Source organism: Streptomyces bacillaris (assembly GCF_003268675.1).
Taxonomy (GTDB): domain Bacteria; phylum Actinomycetota; class Actinomycetes; order Streptomycetales; family Streptomycetaceae; genus Streptomyces; species Streptomyces bacillaris.
The window spans coordinates 3,472,861-3,496,339 of record NZ_CP029378.1 but is presented as its reverse complement, the minus strand read 5'-3'; the positions used below and the strand labels follow the sequence as shown (position 1 = coordinate 3,496,339).

The window sequence follows — 23,479 nt, the reverse complement described above, 5'->3', positions numbered from 1 at the left end:
GGAGTGCGAGCAATGGAGGCCGAGTCGGAACCCTATGTCCGCCTTGCGACCATGCGGCAGCTGCACCAGGCCGTCGCTGATCTCAACACGGCGCGGAGTCTGGCGGACACGCTGCAGACCGTGGCGGACGGCATCGTCACCGGTCTCGGCTACGAGCTGGGCTGCGTCAACCTGGTCCGGCCCGACGGCGACCTCGTCATCGCCGCCTTCGCGGGCAACGCCGCCGCCGAGGCCCTGATCACCGGCCGCGTCGGCTCCCGCGCCTCCTGGGAGCGCCGCCTCTCCATGGGCGAGGCATGGGACCAGTTGAGGTTCATCCCGCACACCGAGGGCTGGGTCCTGCTCGACGACGACGTACCGCAGTGGCACACCGAGGGGCCCGAGCCCCGGTTCGAGGACGAGTGGCACCCGCTGGACCGCCTCTACGCCCCGATGTACGCCTCCGGGGGCGGCCGGGACCTCCTGGGGGTCATATCCGTCGACCGGCCGCGCAACGGGCGCCGCCCCGGCGCGTGGGGGCGCGAGGCGCTCCAGATGTACGCCTCCCAGGCCGCCATTGCGATCAGCAACGCTCGCCTGCGAGCAAACATGCAGCGCGCGCTGGTCCGGCTGGAGCGGGAGCAGCAGGCGCTGCGGGCGAGCGAGGAGTCCTTCCGACAGGCCTTCGAGTACGCGCCCAGCGGCATGGCCATCGCGGAGATGGGCGGCGACCAGCACGGCCGGCTGCTGCGCACCAACGACGCCCTGTGCCGGCTGTTCGGCCGCCCCGCCTCCGTACTGCGCCGCTACTCCTTCGCCGACCTCGTCCACCCCGAGGACATCGGCACCCTGCTGCGCACCTCCGCCGAGGGCGGCCGGGCGGAGCTGCGGCTGAGCCGCCGGGACGGCACGTACCTCTGGGTCTCGCTGCGGAACTCCGTCGTCGCGGACACCGCCGACGGCCCGCGCTTCCTCCTCACCCACGTCGAGGACATCGAGGAGCGCAAGCGCCACGAGCTGAACCTCGCCCACCGCGCCTCGCACGACGCGCTCACCGGCCTGCCCAACAGCGCCGAGCTGAAGTCCCGCATCGGCGCCCGGCTCTGCGAACGCCCGAACTCCCCGGCGGCGACCGCGATCGAGGCGCTGGACGCGGCGTACGGGGACGTCGAGTCGTCGCTCACCCACAGCTACCAGCCCGACGGGTACGAGGGGGAGGCGGTGCCCGGCGGCGGGCTCTACGACCACCATGTGCACGCCCTCGCCCCCGACGCGGAGCACGACGACGGGACGAAGGGGCTCGCGGTCCTCTTCTGCGACCTCGACGGCTTCAAGTCCATCAACGACCGCTTCGGGCACCACACGGGGGACGCGGTGCTCATCGAGGTCGCGCGGCGGCTCTCCACCTGCGTCCGGGACGGCGATACGGTCGCCCGGCTCGGAGGTGACGAATTCGTCGTTCTCGCGGACGGCCTCGGGGCGGCGGACGCCGCTGACCTGGCCGTACGTCTCAGAAATGCCATCATTCCGCCCATAAGGGTCGATGGGCGCGCCGTCCGGGTCGGGGCGAGCTTCGGCATCGGCTGGGCCGAGTGCGGGATGAGCGTGGAAGAGGTCCTGCGCTCCGCCGACCAGCGGATGTACGTCGAGAAGCGGTCGCGGTCCAAGGTTCACCGCAGGGCCGGCTGACGTTCATCCGTCCGGCCCTGCCCCTACCCCGTACCCGTTCCGCCGGATCTGTCCGGTGGATGATCGTCATTCGGACTGTGCTCCGTTCGAGGTAGGCTCGCCCGGTCGGCGACGGCTGGCGAGATGGTGAGGAGTGACCCAGGGATGACGGCCGGGAACAACGGCGCGAGCAAGCCCGAGGACGACGATCCGTTCGGCTACCTGTACGCGGACGGACAGGCGGCAGGCGCCCAGCCGCCTGGACAGGGCGGCTACGGCTACCCGGGTCCGGCCGCGCAGCCCGGCGTGCCGAGAACGTCGTACAACCAGGTGCGGGCCGTCGGCGAGCGCCAGTACGGGCAGCAGCAGGCGCCCCCGCAGCCCGGGTACGGCTACCCGCCCCAGCAGGCCTACGGCCAGCAGCCCGCCCCCCAGTACCACCAGCCGAACCCGCAGTACGCCGCCCCCGAGACCTACCCGGGCGGCGCGCCCACCGCGCACCGCGGCCCGGCGCAGGACGGCGGCGGTTCCGGCGGCCGGGGCGGCCCCAACACCAAGGCGCTGCTGATCGCGGCGGTCGCCGTGGTCGCGGTCGTCCTCATCGGCATCGGCGCCGCGCTGCTCTCGGGCAACGACGGCGACAAGGACAAGAAGAACGAGGCCGCGTCGTCGGAGGGCCCCGCCGGTGAGGCGAAGGAGTCCGACAAGGCGAAGGAGCCGGAGAAGAAGCCCGAGGAGAGCCCGGCCCTCGAACTGCCGAAGCAGGACGCGGCGACGCTGACGCTGGGCGGCTCGACCACGGTGGAAAGCTCGGTCGAAGGGGCCCAGGGGGTCAACGGCACGTACGTCACCGGGTTCAACAACGTCGGTTCCTCGGTGACCTGGAAGGCGAACATGCCGACCGAGGGCTCGTACCGCCTCACCGTGCGCTACGCCATCCCGGCCGTCGACGCCAACGCCACCCTGACGGTCAACGGGAAGCCGAACTCCCAGCCGATCGGGCTGAAGAACTTCATCAACTCCTCGGACACGAACCTGGAGAAGAACTGGCAGACCACCTGGGCGCCGGTCGACCTCAAGAAGGGCGAGAACGAGATCAAGATCTCGTGCGAGGACGGCAACCAGTGCGACGTGGTCCTCGACTGGCTGGAAGTCACGCAGAAGTAGCGGACCTCCTCATCCCCCGGTGAAGACGCCGAGGCCCCGGCCGGGGCCTCGGCGTACGTGTTCCCGGCGGGATCAGGATGCGGCGGCGTACGGCTCCACCGTCACGCGCGGCAGCAGCTCCGCGTAGGCCGCCGCGTCGAACTCGCCGGCCGCCGGGGCCAGGACCGTCGCCGTCGACAGGGCCACCGCGCGGGCGAGCCGGCCGGGCCAGTCGAGCCCCTCGGCCAGGGCGGAGAGCAGCCCGGCCACCGCGGAGTCGCCCGCTCCGGTCGGGTTGCCGCGGACGGGCGTGGGCGGGGCGGCCCGCCAGCCGCCCTCCGGGGTCTCGGCGAGGAGCCCCTCGGGCCCCAGGGAGGCGATCACCGCGTGGGCCCCGCGGCGGCGGGCGTCCCGGGCGGCGCGGAGCGGTTCGCGGAAGCCGGTCAGCCGGGCCAGCTCGTCCGCGTTCGGCTTGACCAGGTCGGGGCGGGCGGCGATGCCCCGGCGCAGGGGTTCGCCGCTGGTGTCCAGGAGGACGGGTACGCCGGCGGCGCGGGCGGTCCGGATCAGCTCCGCGTACGCCCCGACATGGATGCCGGGCGGCAGCGAACCGCAGAGGGCGACCGCGTCGGCGTCCGCGACGAGTTCCCCGTACGTCCGCAGGAAGGCGGCCCACTCGGCGGCGCCGACCTGCGGTCCGGGCTCGTTGAGCTGGGTGGTGTCGCCGGTCGACCGGTCGGTGATCGCGAGCGTGCGGCGGGTGTTCCCGGCGACCCGGACGAGCGCGTCGCGGGGCGGGAGCGGGGCGAGGAGGTCGCGCAGGACGGCTCCGGTGGCCCCGCCGACGAAGCCGGTGACCACGGTGTCGTGGCCGAGCGCGCCGAGGACCCGGGCGACGTTGAGGCCCTTGCCGCCGGGGCGTTCGACGACCTCGCCGACCCGGTGGCTGCGGTGCGGGACGAGCGCGTCGACGGTGTAGGTCACGTCGAGCGCGGTGTTCAGCGTGACGGTCAGTATCACGTGGTCCGGCCCTCTCCCTCGATCCGTCGCACCGTCGGTCGGCCCGGCCCTCGGCGCGCCGGGCCGTCGGGTCTCCGCCCGCCGGCCCCTCGCCCGGTGGTACGAGCCTGTTGATCATGCCAAAGGGAGGGCGGCCGGGCCCAGACCTCGGCTCCGACCGCCATCTCTTCGTTACGTGCCCTGCAAAGGGACTTCGTCACGTGTCCCGCGAGGACGTGCCCCGCGAGGACGTGCCCCGCAAGGACGTGCCCATCGAGGGCGGGTGCTCACGCCGTCTTCGGCTCGATGATCCACTCGCCCTTGCGCATGACGCCCGCCAGGACGAAGTCCTCGTCGAGCACCACCAGGTCCGCGTCCTTGCCCGGCTCCAGCGAACCGACCCGGTCGTCGACGCCGAGGAGGCGGGCGGGGTTGGCCGAGATGGACCGTACGACGTCCTCCACCGGGATCCGGTCGATGGTGACGGCCCGGCGGAACGCGGTGTCCAGCGTGAGGGTCGAGCCCGCGATGGAGCCGCCCTCCACCAGCCGGGCGACGCCGTCGCGGACCTCGACGGCGAGCGGGCCGAGCTGGTACTCGCCGTCGCCGAACCCGGCCGCGTCCATCGCGTCGGTGATCAGCGCGACCCGGCCGGCGCCCTTGTGGCGGTAGGCCAGCTCCAGGACCGCCGGGTGCAGATGCGTACCGTCGTTGATCAGCTCGACGGTGATCCGGTCGTCCTCCAGGAGCGCGGTGATCGGGCCGGGCTCGCGGTGGGCGATGGGGGGCATCGCGTTGAACAGGTGCGTGGCGACGGTGGCGCCCGCCTCGATCGCCTCGACGGTCTGCGCGTACGTGGCGTCGGTGTGGCCGATCGCGGCGATCACCCCGAGGTCGGCGAGGAGCCGGACGGAGTCGATGCCGCCGGGCAGCTCGGTGGCGAGGGTCACCATCCGGGCGGTGCCGCGTCCGGCGTCGACCAGCTTGCGGACCTCGGCCGGGTCCGGGTAGCGCAGCAGCTGCTCGCTGTGGGCGCCCTTGCGGCAGGGCGAGATGAACGGGCCCTCGAAGTGGAGGCCGGCCAGGTCGCCCTGTTCGACCAGCTCGGAGAGGATCCCGGCCTGCCGGACGAGGAAGTCCATCTCGCCGGTGACCATGGAGCCGACCAGGGTGGTGGTGCCGTGCTCGCGGTGCGTACGGATGCCGTCGAGGACCTGGGCCGCGGTGCCGGAGGTGAAGGAGGCCCCGCCGCCGCCGTGGTTGTGCATGTCGACGAAGCCGGGGACCACCCAGTGGCCGGTGAGGTCGACGACCCGGGCGTCCTCGGGAGCGGTGCCGGAGATCCGGGTGGACTCGACGGTCACCCGGCCGTCCTCCACGGTCCCGGTGGGAAGGACCACCCGGGCGCCCGCGAGGACCGTGCTGTCTGCTGCGCGTCCGGCCATCAGGCGGAAACCTCCGTGGAGAGTAGATCCCAGGCGAGCAGCCCCGCGCCCAGGCATCCGGCGGTGTCCCCGAGGGCCGCCGGGACGATGTGGGGCAGCTTCTGGAACGTGACGCGTTCCTCGACGGCCGCACGCAGTGGTGTGAACAAGGTTTCCCCGGCCTCCGCCAGCCCGCCACCGATGATGAGCGTGCGCGGGTCCAGCAGGGTGAGCGCGGTGACGAGCCCGGCGGCGAGCGCGTCGACCGCGTCCCGCCAGACGGCGATCGCCGCCGGATCGCCGGACTCGACGGCCTTGGCGCAGTCCGCGGCGTCCGCCTCGGGGTCGCCGGAGGCGGCGGCCCAGGCCCGGGTCACCGCGGAGGCGGAGGCCAGGGTCTCCAGACAGCCGCGCTGCCCGCAGTGGCACTCGGGGCCGTCGGGGCGGACCACGATGTGGCCGATCTCGCCCGCGTACCCGTGGGCACCCGCCTCGATGGTGCTCCCGATGCCGATGGCCCCGGCTATCCCGGTGCCCAGCGGCATGAACAGGAAGCGGTCGGCACCCCGTCCGGCGCCGATGCGGCCCTCGGCGAGCCCGCCGGTGCGGACGTCGTGGCCGAGGGCGACCGGGATCCCGCCGAGCCGCTCACCGAGCAGGGCGCGCATCGGTACGTCACGCCAGCCGAGGTTGGCGGAGTAGACCGCGATCCCCTTCTCGGCGTCGACGATGCCGGGCACGGCGACCCCGGCGGCGACGGCGGTCTCGCCGAGGTGCTCCTCGCCGTAGGCGCGCAGCTCCGCGGCGAACGCGAGGATGGTCTCGACGACCGCGTCGGCGCCGCGCTTCCGGCCGGTGGCCCGCCGCGCCTCGTGGAGCAGCGTGCCGTCGGTCCCGACCAGCGCGGCCTTCATTCCGGTGCCGCCCACATCGAGGGCGATGACATGTCTCACGGGAGACAGTTTCGCCCGCCGACCCCTAAAAGGTCTAGTCCACTAGCGTGGTTTGTTGTGCATCCATACAAAATGATGAACGAAGGAAGGCGGGGCGTTTTCCGAGGGAAAGCGACGAAATGGGCACCCGCGTTGCGGCCATGGCAGGGCTCCGCCCGTCCAATGGTCTGGACCAAGATACGGGTTCGGGGCTCCGACTGCCAGACCACGTAAGCCAGTTGTGGCCTCCGGGGCCCGTATACGTTGCCGAAGCGATACTCCGGTGGTGTAGACCTCCCCCTCCGGCGTGGGGGAAAATCGCTGTTCACCCGGACGGTGGCAGGACGGGTGGCGGCACCGCGGCCGGCCCATGGAAGGCCCCGCACGGTGACGGCGCGCCACCGTCCGTGACCAGGTGGAGTATCAACGAGGATGGGCGAGGCTGTGCAGCGGCGCTTTACGGTTCTGACCGCGGTGGTTGCCGCGCTGGGTATGACGGCAACGTTGTCGGGCTGCGGGGAGGACAGCGGCACGGGCGACGTCACCCTGAAGCTGGTCGCCGCCGACTACGGCACGAGCGCGGCCAACAGCTCCGAGAAGTACTGGAGCGGCCTCGTGGCCGGCTTCGAGAAGGCGAACCCCGGCATCAAGGTCGAGGTCAACGTCCTCTCCTGGAAGGACGTCGACCGCAAGGTCGCCGAGATGGTCAAGGAGGGCAAGGCCCCCGACATCGCGCAGATCGGCGCCTACGCCGACTTCGCCAAGGCCGACAAGCTCTACAGCGTCGACCAGATGGTCTCCATCCGCACCCAGGCCAACTTCCTGCCCTCCCTCACGGACGCGGGCAAGGTCGACGGCACGCTGTACGGGCTCCCGTTCGTCGCCAGCACCCGGCTGCTCTTCTACAACGAGAAGCTCTTCGACCAGGCGGGCCTCAAGGCCCCCAAGACCTGGGACGACATCCAGAGCGGGGCCGCCGCGCTCAAGGCCCAGGGGGTGAAGTACCCCTTCGCCCTCCCGCTCGGCCAGGAGGAGGCCCAGGCCGAGACCATGATGTGGCTGCTCAGCAACAGCGGCGGTTACGTCGACGACGTCGGCCTGTACGACATCGACTCGGCCCAGAACATCGCCACGTTCACCTGGCTCCGCGACAACCTCGTCGGCAAGGGCCTCACCGGCCCGGTCGCCCCGGGCAAGCTGGACCGGGCGAAGGCCTTCGAGGCGTTCACCAAGGGCGAGGTCGGCATGCTCAACGGCCACCCCACGCTGATGGAGGAGGCCGAGGCCAAGGGCGTCAAGGTCGGCATGGTGCCGCTGCCCGGCGCCGAGGGCCCGACCAAGGGGTCGATGGGCGTCGCCGACTGGATGATGGGCTTCAAGCAGAACGGCAACCGCCAGGCGATCGGCAAGTTCTTCGACTACGCCTACTCCGACGAGAACGTGCTCGCCTTCGCCGACGAGTACGACCTGCTCCCGGTGACCGGCAGCGCCTCCGCCGAGATGGAGACCGACAACAAGCACGTGAAGCTGCGCGAGTTCCTGGCCGCGCTGCCCAACTCCCAGCTGCCCCCCTTCGGCAAGACGTCCTGGGCGACGGTGAGCGAGTCGGTCAAGAAGAACATCGGCGAGGCGGTCGCCCCCGGCGGCAGCCCGGAGCGGGTGCTCGGCTCGATAGCGGCCGAGGCGACGCGGGCGGAGAGCGCGGAGTAGCGGGGCGCGGGTGCCGGGGGCAGAGCCGGGGGCGGGGCGCGGTGTGGGTGGTCGCGGCTAGGTTGGCCGTATGACCACCTCCGACTCCGAGCCCGGCGCCGACTCCGTCTCCGGTGCCGAGCCCGGCTCCGGCTCCGAGCCCCTGCCGTCCGCTTCCGCCGAGCTGTCCGCCCGGGCGCGGGCGGTGCTCGCGCTGGAGCGGAGGTCGTGGGCGGGGCCCGGGGCGAAGGAGCGGGCGATCCGGGAGGAGCTGGGGATGTCCCCGGTGCGGTACTTCCAGCTCCTCAACGCGCTGATCGAGGACGAGCGGGCGCTACGGGAGGACCCGGTCACGGTGAACCGCCTCCGCCGCCTGAAGGAGGAGCGCCGGGGGAGACGGTGACGGCCCTCGGGGGCGCTGCCCCCGCGCCCCCGCTCCTCAAACGCCGGAGGGGCTGGATTTTGCCCCGTCGGCTTTCGGCTGCGGGGCGCAATTCAAGCCTCTCCGGCGATTGAGGAGCGGGGTGCGGGGCGGAGCCCCGGTAGGTCCAGGGCGCTGCCCCCGAACCTCCGCTCCTCAATCGCCGGAGGGGGCGGATTGCTACGCTCACCCCATGGGCAGCCACTCCGTACATCTGCCGACCCCGACCACCCCGGCCGGCCGGGAGGGCCTGGAGGCCATCCTCCAGCGGCCCGACCGCGCGGTCGTCGCTCTCGACTTCGACGGCACGCTCGCCGACATCGTCCCCGACCCCGAGCAGGCCCGCGCCCACCCCGGCGCCGCCGAGGCGCTCGCCGCGCTCGCCCCGAAGGTCGCCTCGATCGCCGTGATCACCGGCCGCCCCGCGGGCGTGGCCGTACGGTACGGCGGCTTCGCGGGCGTCACCGGTCTGGACCACCTCGTCGTCCTCGGCCACTACGGCGCCGAGCGCTGGGACGCCGCCACCGGCACCGTGAACGCCCCCGCCCCGCACGCCGGCGTGGCCGAGGCGCGGGCCGAACTCCCCGGCGTACTGCACGAGTTCGGCGCCTGGCACGGCACCTGGATCGAGGAGAAGGGCCAGGCCGTCGCCGTCCACACCCGCCGCGCCGACGACCCGCAGGCGGCCTTCGAGACCCTGCGCGGCCCTCTCGGCGAGCTGGCCGCCCGCCACGGGCTGATCCTCGAACCGGGCCGCCAGGTGCTGGAGTTGCGCCCGCCGGGCATGGACAAGGGCGTCGCGCTCGCGGAGTACGTACGGGAGGTGGGCGCCACCTCCGTGCTGTACGCGGGCGACGACCTCGGGGACCTCGCCGCCTTCGCCACCGTGGAGAAGCTGCGCGGCGCGGGCACGGAAGGAATCCCGGGGCTGCTGGTGTGCAGCGGCAGCGCCGAGGTGCCCGAACTGGCCGAGCGCGCCGACCTGTTGGTGCCGGGGCCGGCCGCCGTGGTGGAGTTCCTGGCAGCGCTGGCCGACCGCCTCTGAGTCGTACTTGCACAGACCTGGCCGGCCGCCTCTGAGCCGTAGTCGTACCGGAAGTGCCGGGAGCGCCGTAAGCGGCTCCCCTCACTCCTGCCGCAGCGCCTCCAGCTGATCCAGGAACCACCGCTGCGGCGGGAGCGCCGTCGCCGCCTCCGCCAGCCGCTTCGTGCGGCCCGTCCGCTCCTCGGCGCCCATCGACAGGGCCTCGTGGAGCGCCTCCGCCGTGCCCGTCACGTCGTACGGGTTCACCACGATCGCGTCCTCGCCCAGTTCCTCGTACGCCCCCGCCTCCCGTGACAGCACCAGCGCGCAGCCGTGGTCGGAGACGACGGGGACCTCCTTGGCGACCAGGTTCATGCCGTCGCGGATCGGGTTGACCAGGGCCACGTCCGCCAGCCGGTACGCGGCGAGCGAGCGGGCGAAGTCGTCCTTCACGTGGAGGACGACAGGCGTCCAACTCTCGGTCCCGTAAGCCCCGTTGATCTCCGTGGCCAGCGACTGCACCGCCGCCGTGTAGTCCCGGTAGACCGCGAGGTCCTGGCGGGAGGGGTAGGCGAAGGCCACATGGACCACGTGTTCGCGCCACTCCGGGTGGGCCTCCAGCAGGGCCCGGTAGGCGTGCAGGCCGCGCACGATGTTCTTGGACAGCTCCGTGCGGTCCACCCGCACGATCGTCTTCCGGTTCTCGCCCACCTGCTCCCGCAGCGCCGCCATCCGCTCGTCCACGTCCGCCTCGCGCGAGCGTCGGCGCAGGAAGTCCGCGTCCGCCCCCAGCCCGTGCACCCCGATCCGGGTCCGGCCCGTCCCGCCGAGGATCTCCGTACAGCAGCCGATGAACGCGTCCGCCCACCGCCGGGTCAGGAACGCGGCCCGGTCCGCGCCGAGGATGCCCCGCAGCAACTGCTCACCGATGTCGTCGGGCAGCAGCCGGAAGTAGTCCACCGGCGCCCACGGGGTGTGCGAGAAGTGGCCGATCCGCAGATCCGGGCGCAGCTCGCGGAGCATCCCGGGGACCAGGGCCAGGTGGTAGTCCTGGACGAGGACCGAGGCGCCTTCCCCCGCCTCCTCCGCGAGGGCCTGGGCGAAGGCCCGGTTGTACGTCTCGTAGGAGGCCCACTGCCGCCGGAACTCCGCGTCGAAGACCGGCTCCACGGGGGTCTGGTACAGCAGGTGGTGGACGAACCACAGCACGGAGTTGGCGATGCCGTTGTACGCGTCGGCGTGGACCTCGGCGTCGATGTCCAGCATCCGTACGCCCGGCTCACCGACCCCGCGTCGCACCGCCTCGCGGTCGCCGTCCCCGAGGGCCGCACAGACCCACAGCTTGTCGTCGACGGCGCTCAGCCCGGAGACGAGACCCCCGCCGCCGCGCTTGGCGTCGAGCGTTCCGTCCTCGCCGAGCGTGTACGTGATGGGGCCGCGGTTGGACGCGACGAGGACCTGGGCGGTGGCTTCGGCATGCTCGGTGACCATGTAGCGGAACCTAGCCCGTGAGGGAAGCCGCCAAACGCGCGTCCGGAGGATCGGTCACCGGCACCGCGCCGCCCACCGCGCCCGCGCACGCCTCACGCCGGCCGCCTCGCCCGCGCACGCCTCAGGGCTGCCGAAGCCCCGCGCGCGCCTCACGCCGCCCACCGCTCCGCGTACTCCGCGATCTCCCGCATCGGCGGCCGCTCCTCCGTGTCCACCGCATGGGTGCGCGGTACGAACCCCTCCGCGCCCCGCTCGAACTGCGTCAGCGCGGGCCGCACCAGATGGCCCCGGGAGAGCCGGAGCTGGGCCGTGCGGTAGATCGCCGCAGCCATCCGGCCCAGCGCCTGCCCGTCCTGGTGGCGGTGGCGCCGCACCCCCACGTCGACCTGGCCCAGCGCGTCGAGGCCCACGGTGTGCAGCGCGTCGACCAGGAGCCCCAGCTCCACTCCGTAACCGACCGGGAAGGGCAGCCGCTCCAGCAGCGAGCGCCGCACCGCGTACTCGCCGCCCAGCGGCTGCACGAACCCGGCCAGCTGCGGCCAGTGCAGATTGAGCAGTGGGCGGGCCACCAGCTCGGTGACGCGACCGCCCTGACCTGCGGTGTCGCCGAGCGGACGGTCGTACATCGCCTTGACGAAGTGCACCGCCGGATCGGTCAGCAGCGGCCCGACCGTCCCCGAGACGAAGTCCGCCGAGAAGTCCTTGAGGTCCGCGTCGACGAAGCAGACGATCTCCCCGCTGGTCACCAGGAGCGACCGCCAGAGGACCTCGCCCTTGCCCGGCACGGCCGGTATCCGGGGCAGGATCGCGTCCCGGTGGACCACCCGGGCGCCCGCCTCCCGGGCGACGGCGGCGGTGGCGTCGGTCGAACCGGAGTCGATCACCACCAGCTCGTCCACCAGCCGGACCTTCTCCATCAGCTCCCGCCGGATCGTCGCCACGATCGCACCGACCGTGGCCTCCTCGTTCAGCGCGGGCAGCACCACACTCACCGAGGTGCGGTGCGGTTCGGCGGTCCGGGCGTCGAGGAGCCGGTCCAGCGGGCGGTCGGCGGACGACCAGGACCGCCTGGTCAGCCAGCGTTCCACCTCTTCGAGCACGGTCTGAACTCCCTGTGTGTGATCCATCTCGCCGTTCGGACGACTATCTCAACCGTCCCGTCCTTCGGTTACAGTCTTGAACAACGCGGACGACCGTCGCATGTCGGGGTCCGTCGTCACACAAACGCCTGGATCGAAGATCCGGTGCCACAGAGCTCATCCAGAGGGACTGAGGGAACGGCCCGTTGAAGTCCCGGCAACCCTCCTGCCGACCGCGAGGTCACGGTGGGGAAGGTGCCAATTCCGTCTTGCGGCGAAATGCGCTGCGAGGAAGATGAGGAGAAAGGGCCTCCGCCATCATGGCTGTTCAGACCATCGCAGGTAATGCCACCACCGCTTCCGTGGACCTCGGTCCCGCCGTGGCGCTTTCCTGCCGCGAGTGCGGCGAGCGTTTCGACCTCGGCCCCCTGTTCGCCTGTGCGTCCTGTTTCGGGCCGCTGGAAGTGGCGTACGACCTGCCGGCCGGTGACCCGGAGGCGCTGCGCAAGCGCATCGAGGCCGGTCCCGACAACATCTGGCGCTACGCCCCACTGCTGCCGGTCCCCGCCGACGTGGCCGACAAGCCCAACCTGAACCCCGGCTTCACCAAGCTGGTCAAGGCCGACAACCTCGCCCGCGAGCTGGGCGTCACCGGCGGTCTGTACGTCAAGGACGACTCCGGCAACCCGACGCACTCCTTCAAGGACCGCGTCGTCGCGATCGCCGTCGAGGCCGCCCGAGCCTTCGGTTTCACCACCCTCTCCTGCTCCTCCACGGGCAACCTGGCCGGTGCCGTCGGCGCCGCCGCCGCCCGCGCCGGACTGCGCTCCTGCGTCTTCATCCCGCACGACCTGGAGCAGGGCAAGGTCGTCATGGCCGCGGTGTACGGCGGTGAGCTGGTCGGCATCGAGGGCAACTACGACGACGTGAACCGCTTCTGCTCCGAGCTGATCGGGGACCCGCTCGGCGAGGGCTGGGGCTTCGTCAACGTCAACCTGCGGCCGTACTACGGCGAGGGCTCCAAGACCCTGGCGTTCGAGATCTGCGAGCAGCTCGGCTGGCGGCTGCCCGACCAGATCGTCATCCCGATCGCGTCCGGCTCCCAGCTGACGAAGATCGACAAGGGGTTCCAGGAGCTGATCAGGCTCGGCCTGGTCGAGGACCGGCCGTACAAGATCTTCGGCGCCCAGGCCGAGGGCTGCTCCCCGGTCTCCGCCGCCTTCAAGGCCGGGCACGACGTCGTACGGCCCCAGAAGCCGAACACCATCGCCAAGTCCCTGGCCATCGGCAACCCGGCGGACGGCCCGTACGTCCTGGACATCGCCCGCCGCACGGGCGGCGCGGTGGAGGACGTCAACGACGAGCAGGTCGTCGACGCGATCAAGCTGCTGGCGCGCACCGAGGGCATCTTCGGTGAGACGGCGGGCGGTGTGACGGTCGGCGTGACGAAGAAGCTGATCGAGGCCGGGGTGATCGACCCGGCGCTCACCACCGTCGTCCTGAACACCGGTGACGGGCTCAAGACGCTCGACGCGGTCTCCGCGACCTCGCAGGCGACGGCCACCATCAAGCCGAGCCTGGACGCGTTCCGCGCCGCGGGCCTCGCCGCCGCCTGATCATCCCGATCGCCCCGATCGCCCCGACCGCAGCAGTCAGAAAGGCCTCCGTCATGAGCGTCAAGGTCCGCATCCCCACCATCCTCCGCACCTACACCGGCGGCCAGGCCGAGGTCCCGGCCGAGGGCGCCACGCTCGCCGAGGTCATCGAGTCCCTGGAGAAGGACCACCCGGGCATCGCCGCCCGCGTCCTGGACGACCGGGGCAAGCTGCGCCGCTTCGTGAACGTGTACGTCAACGACGACGACGTGCGCTTCGAGGGCGGCCTGGACGCGGCCACGCCGGACGGCGCCGGTATCTCGATCATCCCCGCCGTGGCCGGCGGCTGCTGAACACCCGTACGAACACCATTGCCCCCTCCACCCCTCGGGGAGGAGGGGGCAATTCTGCATGGTTGAGCACGGTACAGTTGGGGAAACCCCCTCCGCTGCACGCGCCGCCCGCATATGAGAATGCGCCCGGACCCGATAAGAAGCAGCCAAAGTGCGTGAACCCCTTGAGGCATAAGTGGCCTTTGCCTGGCCCGACTTGCCCGTAAATTTCAGCAATCCCGCATATTCGGGCGTTCGGCCGTGCCCAGAATTCTCGTCCGATTGACCTGTTGCAGAGGGCAGTTGGGCGGATACATTCGGCCGCGGTCGACGCGCTGCGGCGCTGCGCACCCTCTCCTGTCGGAGGGTGAGTTCCGACCCGGGGCCGCGAAGTGCGGTCCCGTGCAAGGGCCAGTTATAGGGGAGTTAGGCATGGCTCAGGGCACCGTCAAGTGGTTCAACGCGGAGAAGGGGTACGGCTTCATCGCGGTCGACGGTGGTGCGGATGTTTTCGTCCACTACAGCGCGATCCAGATGGACGGGTACCGCACCCTCGAAGAGGGTCAGCGAGTTGAATTCGAGATCTCGCAGGGCCAGAAGGGGCCCCAGGCAGACATGGTCAAGCTCGCCGTCGGCTGAGCCCGACACGGCCGTCCGCCGTCACTACTCACGCACGTAGGGCCCGACCCCGGCATCCGGGGATCGGGCCCTACGCGCGTGCCGGGGCCGACCTGCGGGCACGCCCGGACCGGCCCGTGGGGACGCCCGAACCGGCCTGCGAGGACGCCCGGATCGGCCCCGGATCGGGCGGGGGCCGGTCCGGGACCGCATGGCGGGCTCTCGTCGAAGGCGCTTGCACTCTCGGGGGTCGAGTGCTAATCATTGGCATTAGCACTCTCCAGGTGAGAGTGACAGAACTTGGACCGGGCCGGTGAGGCCCGCACGCGTGATGGGGCAAGGAACCACCACGCACGCAGGCCGTCCGTCGCGGGCGCCTCTCGGTCCGGAGCAATCCACCCCTGTCCGGGAGGACCACTTCACATGGCCAAGATCATCGCGTTCGACGAGGAGGCACGGCGCGGTCTCGAGCGCGGGATGAACCAGCTCGCCGACGCCGTCAAGGTCACCCTCGGCCCCAAGGGCCGTAACGTCGTCCTCGAGAAGAAGTGGGGCGCGCCCACGATCACCAACGATGGTGTATCCATCGCCAAGGAGATCGAGCTCGAGGACCCGTACGAGAAGATCGGTGCGGAGCTGGTCAAGGAGGTCGCCAAGAAGACGGACGACGTCGCCGGCGACGGTACGACCACCGCCACCGTCCTCGCCCAGGCTCTCGTCCGCGAGGGTCTGCGCAACGTCGCCGCGGGCGCCAACCCGATGGCCCTCAAGCGCGGCATCGAGAAGGCCGTCGAGGCCGTCTCCGCCGCTCTGCTGGAGCAGGCCAAGGACGTGGAGACCAAGGAGCAGATCGCTTCGACCGCCTCCATCTCCGCCGCCGACACTGAGATCGGCGCGAAGATCGCCGAGGCGATGGACAAGGTCGGCAAGGAAGGCGTCATCACCGTCGAGGAGTCCCAGACTTTCGGTCTGGAACTGGAGCTCACCGAGGGTATGCGCTTCGACAAGGGCTACATCTCGGCCTACTTCGCGACCGACATGGAGCGTATGGAGGCGTCGCTCGACGACCCGTACATCCTGATCGTCAACTCGAAGATCGGCAGCGTCAAGGACCTCATCCCGCTGCTGGAGAAGGTCATGCAGTCGGGCAAGCCGCTGCTGATCATCGCCGAGGACGTCGAGGGCGAGGCGCTCTCCACCCTGGTCGTCAACAAGATCAAGGGCACGTTCAAGTCCGTCGCCGTCAAGGCCCCGGGCTTCGGCGACCGCCGCAAGGCCATGCTCGCGGACATCGCCATCCTCACCGGCGGCACCGTGATCTCCGAGGAGGTCGGCCTCAAGCTGGAGAACGCCGGTCTCGACCTGCTCGGCCGCGCCCGCAAGGTCGTCATCACCAAGGACGAGACGACCATCGTCGACGGTGCCGGTGACAGCGACCAGGTCCAGGGCCGCGTCAACCAGATCCGCGCCGAGATCGAGAACTCCGACTCGGACTACGACCGCGAGAAGCTCCAGGAGCGCCTCGCGAAGCTGGCCGGCGGCGTGGCCGTCATCAAGGCCGGCGCCGCCACCGAGGTGGAGCTCAAGGAGCGCAAGCACCGCATCGAGGACGCGGTGCGCAACGCCAAGGCCGCCGTCGAGGAGGGCATTGTCGCCGGTGGTGGCGTGGCCCTGCTCCAGGCCTCGGCCGTCTTCGAGAAGCTCGACCTCACGGGCGACGAGGCGACCGGCGCCAACGCCGTGAAGCTCGCGCTGGAGGCCCCGCTCAAGCAGATCGCCGTCAACGGTGGTCTCGAGGGTGGCGTCGTCGTGGAGAAGGTCCGCAACCTGCCGATCGGTCACGGCCTCAACGCCGCGACGGGTGAGTACGTCGACATGATCGCCGAGGGCATTCTCGACCCGGCGAAGGTCACGCGCTCCGCCCTGCAGAACGCCGCCTCCATCGCCGCGCTCTTCCTCACCACCGAGGCCGTCATCGCCGACAAGCCCGAGAAGGCCGGCGCGGCCGCCCCGGGTGGCATGCCGGGCGGTGACATGGACTTCTGATCGGTTCCGGTCCGCCGGTCGATCGAGGTTCCGCGTACGGCGAGTACGTCGCGTACGCAGGTACGTCCCACAGGGGCGGTATCTCCCACACGGGAGGTGCCGCCCCTGTGGCGTGCCCGGGGCTGCCTCGGAGAATGCGGGAATCGGACCGTACGGGACCGGAACCGGAGCCGGAGCCCGACGATGCGGGAACCGTCGGCACGTGGGGACGGTCCAACGGTTCATACGGGCAACGGTTCGTACGGGGAACGGTTGATGCGCGGGAACGGTTGGTACGCGCGCGGGGGACGCGGGCGGCACGCGAACGGGGGCGGGGCGGCCGTGGCGGCTATGGGGAACACGGGGCCGGGGAGCGCGGGCAACGGCGGGCCGGGGCGCGGGGAGCGCGCGCGGTGGAGCGGGCAGCAGCTCAAGGGCGCCGCGCTGGTCCTCGCGGGGGCGCTCCTGTTCGCGGTGGGCGGGTTCATCGTGGTGACCGGTACGGGCCTCTCGAAGCTGGTCGGCATGCGGGTGGAGACCTTCGGCCGGATCTCGTGCCACGACACGCGCGCCGAGAAGGGGCAGACCGTCTGGCACTGCTTCGGGGAGACCCCGGCCCAGCAGCGCGCCAACGACGCGGAGCGCGAGAGGGCGGCCCGGGATGCCCTGCGCGTCCACGTGGACGGGATGCCCAAGTCGGCGCAGATCGAACGGACCCGGATCACCTTCGCGGACCACGACGGCCGCAACGACCCCGAGACGACCACCGCGACCCAGGTCTTCGAGGGCGGCCGGTGGTTCGCGCACTCGGGCCAGCTCTTCGGCTACGGCATGATCCCTCTCCTGGGGGGTGTCGGGATGGCGGCGTGGGGCGTCTACCGGGTACGCGAGGCGGGTGGCGTGCGGGGCTGCTGAGGGCCGCTGCGGGCGCCCCGGCGAACGCTCCTCCGGCGGACGCCTCGACGGGCGCCCCTGCGGGCTCGCGGCCAGCTCGTGGCGTGCTCGCGGTGGGCCGGGCAGGCCTTCTGGCGGGCTCCGATGGGGCGTCCAGCGTGCCCGGACGGGCTCGGGCGGGCACGGACGGGCTCCGATGGGGCCTCGGCGTGCCCGGGCGGCGCCGGATGGAACCGAACGAGCGGTCGGGTGTGGCCGAATGGCTACTTGCCGTGCCCGACACCGTACGGCAACACACGTTCGAGCGGTTCCGTCGATGTCGGTGGCGCGCCGACCGTACGTGAGGTAGGGCCGGTACGGGCGCTGCCGGGCCCCCGCCCTGCTGGTTCCTCCGTCCCGCCGCGCCCCGCACGATCTCTTGGCTGCTCACTGCCAGGGTCGGGCCCCCGCCCGTAGATATTGGTCCAGTCCATTGCGTCGGACCGGCCCGCCGGTGTGCGACTGCACATGCCGACCGGTCGGTGCCTCGGCGGCGGTGCGGACCGTCGCGACCGCGCTTTCTCCGCTCGCGCTATCCGGCCAACTTCGCGCGGTAAGTCGGAATCACGCGTACCGGTCCGGCAGCGGGACATGATGGCTCTGGTGATCACCTGGTGAACACCAGCCGCACCAATAACTCCAGTTATGCGAACAGCTGTTGGGCATAACGGTCGTCAACCGCACAGAAGGGAAGGTGTCATGAAGCAGCAGGAGAAGGCCAAGAAGGCCTACATGAAGCCGTCGCTGTTCAAGCAGGGCGACTTTTCGAAGAAGACCGCCGGTTACTTCTACGGCTCGTACAAGGAGTACTGGGTCCGGCGCATCATCTGAACCGCCGACCGGTTCCCCGCGCACGGTGTGAGAACTTCCGAAAGGTGAAGATGCCCGGCCTGCTGCGTGACTACTTCGTCGTCCTGCCGGACAGCGTGGCGGGCCACACGGTGGCCGGGCAGCTTCCCGCACCGGAGGCGACCGGGGCCGGGACCGCCCCGACGATGACCGGGGCCGCGTCCGCCCCTACGGTGACCGGGGCCGGTGACGTCGTGACCGTCCCGCACCCCTCCGGCCGCCCCTGGGTCCTCGCGCGCCCCCTGTTCCGCAAGGTCAGCCACCTCCGCCGGGGCGACGACGCCCTCGTGCTCATCGGCCCCGACCGCGTCCCCGAGGCCGTGCTCGCCGGTCTCCTGGAGGGCGCCCGCGACCGGGCCGCGCTGGAACGGCGCCTCGCCCGGCTCCCCGGCCTCCACCACGTCATCGCGCACCTCTCCGGCGAGACCTGGATCCGGGGCACCGCCTCCGGGCTGCGCCGGATCTACCACGCCCGGCACCCGCAGGCCGGGACCATCGCCTCGGACCGCCCGGCCGTCCTGGCCCACCTGACCGGCGCCCCCCTGGACGACGGCGCGCTGGCCCTGCGCATGCTCGACTTCCTGCCGCACCCCCTGAGCCGACGCGCCCTGTGGCGGGGCGTGCACGAGACCGGGGCCGGGTACGGACTGGCCCTGCCCGTCGCAGCACCGGGCACGGCCGCCGCCCCCGGCCCTCGCGAGTACCGCTGGTGGGAGCCCCCGCCGCCGGAACTCTCCCTGGCGGAGGGCGCCCGCAGGGTCGGGGAGGCCGTCGCCGCTTCCGTACGGGCCCATGTCGGCGGCCTGGACCGGATCAGCTGCGAACTCTCCGGCGGCCTGGACTCCACGGCCCTCACGTTCGCCGCCCGCGCGACCGGCCGCGCGGAGCTGTCGCTGCTCACCGTGGCCGCCCGGGACCGCTACAGCGAGGACGAGATGTGGGCGAGAAGGGCGGTGGAGGCGGCACACGGCCCCACGGACGCCCTGGCCCACCACATCATCCCGGCCGACCAAGCCCCGTACTTCTACGCGGACTTGGCCGCCACCTCGGCCGAACTGAACGACGAACCGCTCCCCGTCGCCCCCGGCCGCGCCCGCGCGCACCTGCTCCTGAGCCGCGCCCACGCCACCGGATCGCGCTACCACCTCACCGGCTACGGCGGCGACGAACTCTTCCTCGGCCTGCCCCACGCCTACCAGGACCTCTTCCACGGCAACCCCCTCACCGCCTGGAACCACCTCAGCGGCCTGCGCCACCAGCTCGGCTGGCCCCTGCTCCCCACCCTCAAGGCCCTGCTGAACCGCTCCGCCTTCCCGCAGTGGCTGGCGGGCGCGGTCACCACCGAACCCCAGCCGGTCACCCGCACCCCGCTGCTCTCCTGGGGCGTCCGCCAGTCCCTGCGCCCCTGGTTCACGGACCACGCTCGCACCCTGATCACCGAGGAGTTCCGGACCGCCGCCGAGCGGGCCGAGCCGATCGACCGGTGGCGGGGGCGGCATGTGGACATCGACGCGGTACGGATGGGGGCGCGGCACTTCCAGGCGATGGAGGACATCGGCATGACGATCGGGCTGCCGGTCGCGGCCCCCTTCTACGACGACCGGGTCCTGGAGGCCACCCTCGCCGTACGCCTCCCGGAGCGGATCAGCCCCTGGCGCTACAAGCCGCTGCTGGTCGAGGCGATGCGCGGGGTGGTGCCGGACGCGCTGCTGGCCCGTACGACGAAGGACCACATGTCCTCCGACGAACACCAGGGACTCCGCGAACACGCCCACGAACTGGCCGACTTGTGGACCGGCTCCCGCCTGGCCGAACACGGGCTGGTGGACGCCCGCCACCTGCTCCGCCTGGCGGCCGAACCCTTCTCGCCGGTCCTGGTCGAGCACTCCATCAGCTCCACCGTGGCCGGGGAGACCTGGCTCCGCACAGTGGAAAACGCCTGGCCCACACCCCAGTTGACCCCCACGACCACCACCAGCGAGGCACTCCAGTGAAGCTCAGAAAAGGCATCGCCGTCACGACGACCGAGTACGGCGGAGTCCTGCTCGACGAAAAGGACGGCAGCTACTGGCAGTTGAACGACACCAGCGTGATCGTGGTCGAGGCCCTCGCCGCCGGGCAGACCTCCGAGGCGGCCGTCGACCGGATCGTCGCGGAGTTCGACGTCGAGCGGGCCGAGGCGGAGTCGGACGTGGCCGAGCTGACCCGTCAGCTCGTCGAGGCGAAGATCCTGCGCCCATGACCACCGAGATGACCATGCCCCGCCGGGGTGCGGGCCCGGGAGGCGTACGGCTGCGGGCCGCGATCGCCGCCGCGTTCGTGTTCGCCCGCTTCAAACCGGGCCGCCTGCGCCGGGTGTTGACCCGCTGCAGCAGGGGCGCCCGCCCGGCGACGTACGACGAGACGCTGGAGATGTACGAGGCCGTCACCGCCACCAGCCGCCGCTGCGCGGGCCGTTACGGCTGCCTGCCCCGCTCGGTGGCCATCGCGCTGGCGTGCCGGATGTCGGGAGCGTGGCCCGACTGGTGCGCCGGGGTCCGGACGGCGCCGCCGTTCTCGCCGCATGCTTGGGTGGAGGCGGGGGGCCGCACGGTCGGCGAACAGGCGGAAGCGGCCGATCTGCGTCCTCTGATGGTGGTGACGGTACGCGAGGGGGTTCCGGGTGAGCGCGGTGGCGGGGACGACGACGGGGGCGGGGCGGGGGCGGACAGGAGCCCTGAGGAGCGGACGGGAGGGCCTGGGGCGCCTGGGGGGCCGGAAGGGCCTGGGGCAGCTGAGCGGCCGGGAGGGTCTGGGGCGCCTGAGGCCAGCGCACCACTCTCCGAAGCGAGCGACCCCGGCGCGACCCGTATGGCCGACGCGACCGGCGCCACCGGCACGGATGGCACGTCCGGCCCCTCCCCCCTCCGCCTGCTCCTCGCCCGGGTCCGCCCGCACCGGGGCGTCCTGATCCGGGCGGGCCTGCTCTCGCTCGCCGGGTCGGCGGCCGGGCTGGCGATGCCGCTGATGGCGAAGTACGCGGTCGACGCGTTCGCCGCCGACCGATCGCCCGTGGCCCCGCTCATCGCGCTCACCGCGCTCGTCCTCGCGGGTGCGTGCCTCTCCGCGTACGGGCGTTACCTCATGGCCCGTACGGGAGAGGGCGTCGTCCTCCGTGCGCGCGACCAACTGGTGGGCCGGATCATGCGGTTGAAGGTCCCGGCGGTGGACCGCCTGACCCCTGGCGACCTCCAGTCCCGCGTGACCAGTGACACGACCCTCCTCCGGACGGTCCTCTCCAGCGGCCTGGTCGAGTCGTTCAACAGCGTGCTGATGCTGCTGGGGACGGTCGCGTTCATGGCGTACATGGACCTCACGCTGCTGGGCGTGACGCTGGTGGTGATCGTCGGCATCGGAGCCGTAACCGCCTTGCTCATGCCGCGTATTCAGCGAGCGCAGCTCCGTGCGCAGGAGTCCGTGGGAGCGATGGGCGCGGCCCTGGACCGGGTGCTCCAGGCGTTCCGTACGGTGAAGGCGAGCGGCGCGGAGGAGCGGGAGACGGCGGCGGTCGCGCGGGCGGCCCGGCACGCGCACGACCGGGGTGTGTCGGTGGCGAAGTGGTCGTCGGTCTCCGACGTCACGATGATGATGTCGATCCAGCTCGCCTTCCTGGCCGTGCTGGGTGTGGGCGGGGCGAGGGTGGCGTCGGGCTCCCTGGAGATCTCCTCGCTGATCGCGTTCCTGCTCTACCTCTTCTACCTGATGGGCCCGATCGGCGGCCTGGTGGAGGGGTGGACGGGGTTGCAGAGCGGCCTCGCCGCCGTACGGAGGATCGACGAGGTGGAGTCGCTGCCGGGCGAACCGGCGGGGGCCACGGGCCGCGCGAAGACAGGCGGCACCACCACCCCCCTCCAGGTCACCTTCCAGGAGGTCACCTTCGGGTACGGGGACGAGCGCGCCCCGGCCCACAAGGGCGTCACGTTCGAGGTCCCGGCCGGCGGGATGGTGGCGCTGGTGGGCCCGTCGGGGGCGGGCAAGTCGACGGTGTTCAGCCTGCTGGAACGGTTCTACGACCACGACACCGGGACCATCGCGCTGGACGGCCGGGACATCAGGGACTGGCCCCTCGCGGAGCTGCGCGCCTCGCTCGCGTACGTGGAGCAGGACGCCCCGGTCCTGGCGGGCACCCTCCGCGAGAACCTGCTCTTCGCGGCCCCCGACGCCCCCGAGGAGCGGCTGACGGAGGCGGTCACCCGCACCCGTCTGGACGCCCTGGTCGCCCGCCTGCCCGAGGGCCTGGACACGGCGGTCGGCCACCGGGGCGTCACCCTCTCAGGCGGCGAACGCCAGCGCATCGCCATCGCCCGCGCCCTGCTGCGCCGCCCGCGCCTGCTCCTCCTCGACGAGGTGACCTCGCAGCTCGACGCGGTCAACGAACAGGCACTGCGCGATGTCATCCTCGAACTGGCCGCACGGTCCACGGTGTTGGTCATCGCCCACCGCCTCTCCACCGTCCGCCACGCCGACCGCATCGTGGTCCTGGAGGACGGCCGCGTCCGCACGGCGGGCACGCACGAGGAGCTGATGGCCGGGGACGACCTCTACCGCGAACTGGCGACGACGCAGCTCGCGGCGGTGTCGGAAGGAGTGGAGGCGGGGGCGCGGTGAGGGGTCAGCGGGCGTAGTCCTTGAGCTCCTCGGTGTCCAGGGTGATGGAGACGGGGTGGGGAAGCGTCACCCGGTCCCCGTAGTCGTACGAGTGCTGCTGCCGGTAGCGACCTCGGTCGGGTTCGCTGTGGACGACGAGGGTGCCGGAGTCGCGGTCGATCAGGAGGTAGACCGGGATGCCCGCCGAGGCGTATCCGTGGGGCTTCTCCGTGCGGTCGCGGTGATCGGTGTCGTAGTCGTAGGAGGTCACTTCCACGGTCATCAGAACGCCGTCGGCGGGTGCCCACTCGCCCTGTCCGGCGAAGTGCCGGCGAGGGGCCAGGGCGCCGTCGGGACGGGCCCGCCCCTGCCGGTACGCCTCGACCATCAGCCCTTGCTCCGGATGCAGGTCCAGGTCGGGCCGATGCTGCATGCACTGGCGGAGCAGCCACATGAAGATGGTTCCGTGGTCGCCGTCGGGCACGGGCTTGACCTCTAGCTTTCCGTTGATGAGCTCAAGCGTCACGGTCTCCGGGGCCGAGCGGGCGAGCTGCTCGAACTCCTCGACGGACAGCTGGGCCCGTGGTGCGTGATCGGCGGGGCTGGGGGTCATGGCGTCGCCTCCTCCCCTCCATCGTGCCCTGCCGAA

Annotated in this window: 20 protein-coding genes, 1 pseudogene and 1 riboswitch; of the genes and pseudogenes, 15 read left to right on the top strand and 6 right to left on the bottom strand. The window is 71.8% G+C overall.

From position 1 onward, the window contains the following. Positions 1-12: 12 nt before the first annotated feature. Both cdgB and DJ476_RS14820 read left to right on the top strand, forming a co-directional pair. Entirely contained in the window at positions 13-1,668 is a 1,656-nt protein-coding gene (gene cdgB, locus DJ476_RS14825; protein ID WP_103420028.1) for a diguanylate cyclase CdgB, read from the top strand. A gap of 144 nt (positions 1,669-1,812) precedes the next feature. Continuing rightward, the gene (locus DJ476_RS14820) at positions 1,813-2,814 is read left to right on the top strand and encodes a CBM35 domain-containing protein (RefSeq protein WP_103420026.1); all 1,002 of its coding nucleotides are present in this window, start codon (positions 1,813-1,815) and stop codon (positions 2,812-2,814) included. A gap of 72 nt (positions 2,815-2,886) precedes the next feature. Here DJ476_RS14820 and DJ476_RS14815 read toward each other — a convergent pair whose 3' ends face one another. The 3 genes from DJ476_RS14815 to DJ476_RS14805 form a co-directional block, all read right to left on the bottom strand. After that, a complete protein-coding gene (locus DJ476_RS14815) occupies positions 2,887-3,813 on the bottom strand; it encodes a 1-phosphofructokinase family hexose kinase (protein ID WP_103420024.1) in 927 nt (308 codons plus the stop codon). A 266-nt stretch (positions 3,814-4,079) separates the two neighbouring features. Beyond that, the gene (nagA, locus tag DJ476_RS14810) at positions 4,080-5,237 is read right to left on the bottom strand and encodes an N-acetylglucosamine-6-phosphate deacetylase (RefSeq protein WP_103420022.1); all 1,158 of its coding nucleotides are present in this window, start codon (positions 5,235-5,237) and stop codon (positions 4,080-4,082) included. Beyond that, entirely contained in the window at positions 5,237-6,130 is an 894-nt protein-coding gene (locus DJ476_RS14805; protein WP_404827591.1) for an ROK family protein, read from the bottom strand. Before DJ476_RS14805 ends, nagA begins: the two co-directional genes overlap by 1 nt. A gap of 450 nt (positions 6,131-6,580) precedes the next feature. Here DJ476_RS14805 and DJ476_RS14800 point away from each other — a divergent pair, with 450 nt between their 5' ends. The 3 genes from DJ476_RS14800 (at position 6,581) to otsB (ending at position 9,303) form a co-directional block, all read left to right on the top strand. Beyond that, on the top strand, positions 6,581-7,858 hold the full coding sequence (locus tag DJ476_RS14800; RefSeq protein ID WP_103420018.1) for an ABC transporter substrate-binding protein: 1,278 nt from the start codon (positions 6,581-6,583) through the stop codon (positions 7,856-7,858). Positions 7,859-7,928: 70 nt separating this feature from the next. Continuing rightward, positions 7,929-8,240 (top strand): DUF3263 domain-containing protein, encoded by a 312-nt coding sequence (locus tag DJ476_RS14795; protein ID WP_240676667.1) that lies wholly within the window; start codon positions 7,929-7,931, stop codon positions 8,238-8,240. A gap of 211 nt (positions 8,241-8,451) precedes the next feature. Beyond that, positions 8,452-9,303, top strand: a complete 852-nt coding sequence (gene otsB / locus DJ476_RS14790) for a trehalose-phosphatase (RefSeq protein ID WP_112490735.1) — start codon at positions 8,452-8,454, stop codon at positions 9,301-9,303. Positions 9,304-9,384: 81 nt separating this feature from the next. Here otsB and DJ476_RS14785 read toward each other — a convergent pair whose 3' ends face one another. Together DJ476_RS14785 and DJ476_RS14780 are read right to left on the bottom strand one after the other, a co-directional pair. Beyond that, positions 9,385-10,773: an alpha,alpha-trehalose-phosphate synthase (UDP-forming) gene (locus DJ476_RS14785; protein ID WP_112490734.1), complete on the bottom strand. Its 1,389-nt coding sequence runs from the start codon at positions 10,771-10,773 to the stop codon at positions 9,385-9,387. Positions 10,774-10,922: 149 nt separating this feature from the next. Then, entirely contained in the window at positions 10,923-11,873 is a 951-nt protein-coding gene (locus DJ476_RS14780) for a glucosyl-3-phosphoglycerate synthase (RefSeq protein ID WP_103420012.1), read from the bottom strand. Positions 11,874-12,026: 153 nt separating this feature from the next. Further along, positions 12,027-12,154: riboswitch (SAM riboswitch) on the top strand. Positions 12,155-12,172: 18 nt separating this feature from the next. On the opposite strand from DJ476_RS14780, the gene thrC reads away from it, so the two are divergent. From thrC to DJ476_RS14735, 10 genes and pseudogenes are all read left to right on the top strand, one after another. Further along, positions 12,173-13,468 carry a threonine synthase gene (gene thrC / locus DJ476_RS14775; RefSeq protein ID WP_112490733.1) on the top strand — a complete coding sequence of 432 codons (1,296 nt, stop codon included), beginning with the start codon at positions 12,173-12,175 and terminating at the stop codon, positions 13,466-13,468. 53 nt (positions 13,469-13,521) lie between these two features. Beyond that, positions 13,522-13,800 carry a MoaD/ThiS family protein gene (locus DJ476_RS14770; RefSeq protein ID WP_112490732.1) on the top strand — a complete coding sequence of 93 codons (279 nt, stop codon included), beginning with the start codon at positions 13,522-13,524 and terminating at the stop codon, positions 13,798-13,800. A gap of 411 nt (positions 13,801-14,211) precedes the next feature. Then, on the top strand, positions 14,212-14,418 hold the full coding sequence (locus DJ476_RS14765) for a cold-shock protein (RefSeq protein ID WP_003967346.1): 207 nt from the start codon (positions 14,212-14,214) through the stop codon (positions 14,416-14,418). Positions 14,419-14,820: 402 nt separating this feature from the next. Then, the gene (groL, locus tag DJ476_RS14760; protein ID WP_003967345.1) at positions 14,821-16,443 is read left to right on the top strand and encodes a chaperonin GroEL; all 1,623 of its coding nucleotides are present in this window, start codon (positions 14,821-14,823) and stop codon (positions 16,441-16,443) included. A gap of 330 nt (positions 16,444-16,773) precedes the next feature. Continuing rightward, positions 16,774-17,337, top strand: coding sequence for a hypothetical protein (locus DJ476_RS14755; protein ID WP_112490731.1), 564 nt, complete (start codon positions 16,774-16,776; stop codon positions 17,335-17,337). Between the two features lie 717 nt (positions 17,338-18,054). Then, complete coding sequence (locus DJ476_RS14750) at positions 18,055-18,186, top strand: keywimysin-related RiPP (RefSeq protein ID WP_019762774.1); 132 nt, start codon at positions 18,055-18,057, stop codon at positions 18,184-18,186. Between the two features lie 50 nt (positions 18,187-18,236). Next, entirely contained in the window at positions 18,237-20,198 is a 1,962-nt protein-coding gene (locus DJ476_RS14745) for an asparagine synthase-related protein (protein ID WP_112490730.1), read from the top strand. Then, on the top strand, positions 20,195-20,446 hold the full coding sequence (locus DJ476_RS14740) for a lasso peptide biosynthesis PqqD family chaperone (RefSeq protein WP_103420005.1): 252 nt from the start codon (positions 20,195-20,197) through the stop codon (positions 20,444-20,446). The genes DJ476_RS14745 and DJ476_RS14740 overlap by 4 nt, the downstream gene beginning before the upstream one ends. Then, positions 20,443-20,784 (top strand): annotated as a pseudogene (locus DJ476_RS36060) (lasso peptide biosynthesis B2 protein); the annotation flags it as partial. The gene DJ476_RS14740 and the pseudogene DJ476_RS36060, both read left to right, overlap by 4 nt. A 270-nt stretch (positions 20,785-21,054) precedes the next feature. After that, a complete protein-coding gene (locus DJ476_RS14735) occupies positions 21,055-22,851 on the top strand; it encodes an ABC transporter ATP-binding protein (protein ID WP_167480435.1) in 1,797 nt (598 codons plus the stop codon). 4 nt (positions 22,852-22,855) lie between these two features. Here DJ476_RS14735 and DJ476_RS14730 read toward each other — a convergent pair whose 3' ends face one another. Further along, positions 22,856-23,443 carry a Uma2 family endonuclease gene (locus DJ476_RS14730; protein WP_103419999.1) on the bottom strand — a complete coding sequence of 196 codons (588 nt, stop codon included), beginning with the start codon at positions 23,441-23,443 and terminating at the stop codon, positions 22,856-22,858. Between the last annotated feature and the right edge of the window lie 36 nt (positions 23,444-23,479).

Excerpts from the sequence above, each read along its gene's own strand:
- cdgB (WP_103420028.1), top strand. The coding sequence starts at position 13 with ATGGAGGCCGAGTCGGAACCCTATGTCCGCCTTGCGACCATGCGGCAG.
- DJ476_RS14820 (WP_103420026.1), top strand. The coding sequence starts at position 1,813 with ATGACGGCCGGGAACAACGGCGCGAGCAAGCCCGAGGACGACGATCCG.
- nagA (WP_103420022.1), bottom strand. The coding sequence starts at position 5,237 with ATGGCCGGACGCGCAGCAGACAGCACGGTCCTCGCGGGCGCCCGGGTG.
- DJ476_RS14805 (WP_404827591.1), bottom strand. The coding sequence starts at position 6,130 with ATGAAGGCCGCGCTGGTCGGGACCGACGGCACGCTGCTCCACGAGGCG.
- DJ476_RS14800 (WP_103420018.1), top strand. The coding sequence starts at position 6,581 with ATGGGCGAGGCTGTGCAGCGGCGCTTTACGGTTCTGACCGCGGTGGTT.
- DJ476_RS14795 (WP_240676667.1), top strand. The coding sequence starts at position 7,929 with ATGACCACCTCCGACTCCGAGCCCGGCGCCGACTCCGTCTCCGGTGCC.
- otsB (WP_112490735.1), top strand. The coding sequence starts at position 8,452 with ATGGGCAGCCACTCCGTACATCTGCCGACCCCGACCACCCCGGCCGGC.
- DJ476_RS14785 (WP_112490734.1), bottom strand. The coding sequence starts at position 10,773 with ATGGTCACCGAGCATGCCGAAGCCACCGCCCAGGTCCTCGTCGCGTCC.
- thrC (WP_112490733.1), top strand. The coding sequence starts at position 12,173 with ATGGCTGTTCAGACCATCGCAGGTAATGCCACCACCGCTTCCGTGGAC.
- DJ476_RS14770 (WP_112490732.1), top strand. The coding sequence starts at position 13,522 with ATGAGCGTCAAGGTCCGCATCCCCACCATCCTCCGCACCTACACCGGC.
- DJ476_RS14765 (WP_003967346.1), top strand. The coding sequence starts at position 14,212 with ATGGCTCAGGGCACCGTCAAGTGGTTCAACGCGGAGAAGGGGTACGGC.
- groL (WP_003967345.1), top strand. The coding sequence starts at position 14,821 with ATGGCCAAGATCATCGCGTTCGACGAGGAGGCACGGCGCGGTCTCGAG.
- DJ476_RS14755 (WP_112490731.1), top strand. The coding sequence starts at position 16,774 with ATGGGGAACACGGGGCCGGGGAGCGCGGGCAACGGCGGGCCGGGGCGC.
- DJ476_RS14750 (WP_019762774.1), top strand. The coding sequence starts at position 18,055 with ATGAAGCAGCAGGAGAAGGCCAAGAAGGCCTACATGAAGCCGTCGCTG.
- DJ476_RS14745 (WP_112490730.1), top strand. The coding sequence starts at position 18,237 with ATGCCCGGCCTGCTGCGTGACTACTTCGTCGTCCTGCCGGACAGCGTG.
- DJ476_RS14735 (WP_167480435.1), top strand. The coding sequence starts at position 21,055 with ATGGCCGACGCGACCGGCGCCACCGGCACGGATGGCACGTCCGGCCCC.
- DJ476_RS14730 (WP_103419999.1), bottom strand. The coding sequence starts at position 23,443 with ATGACCCCCAGCCCCGCCGATCACGCACCACGGGCCCAGCTGTCCGTC.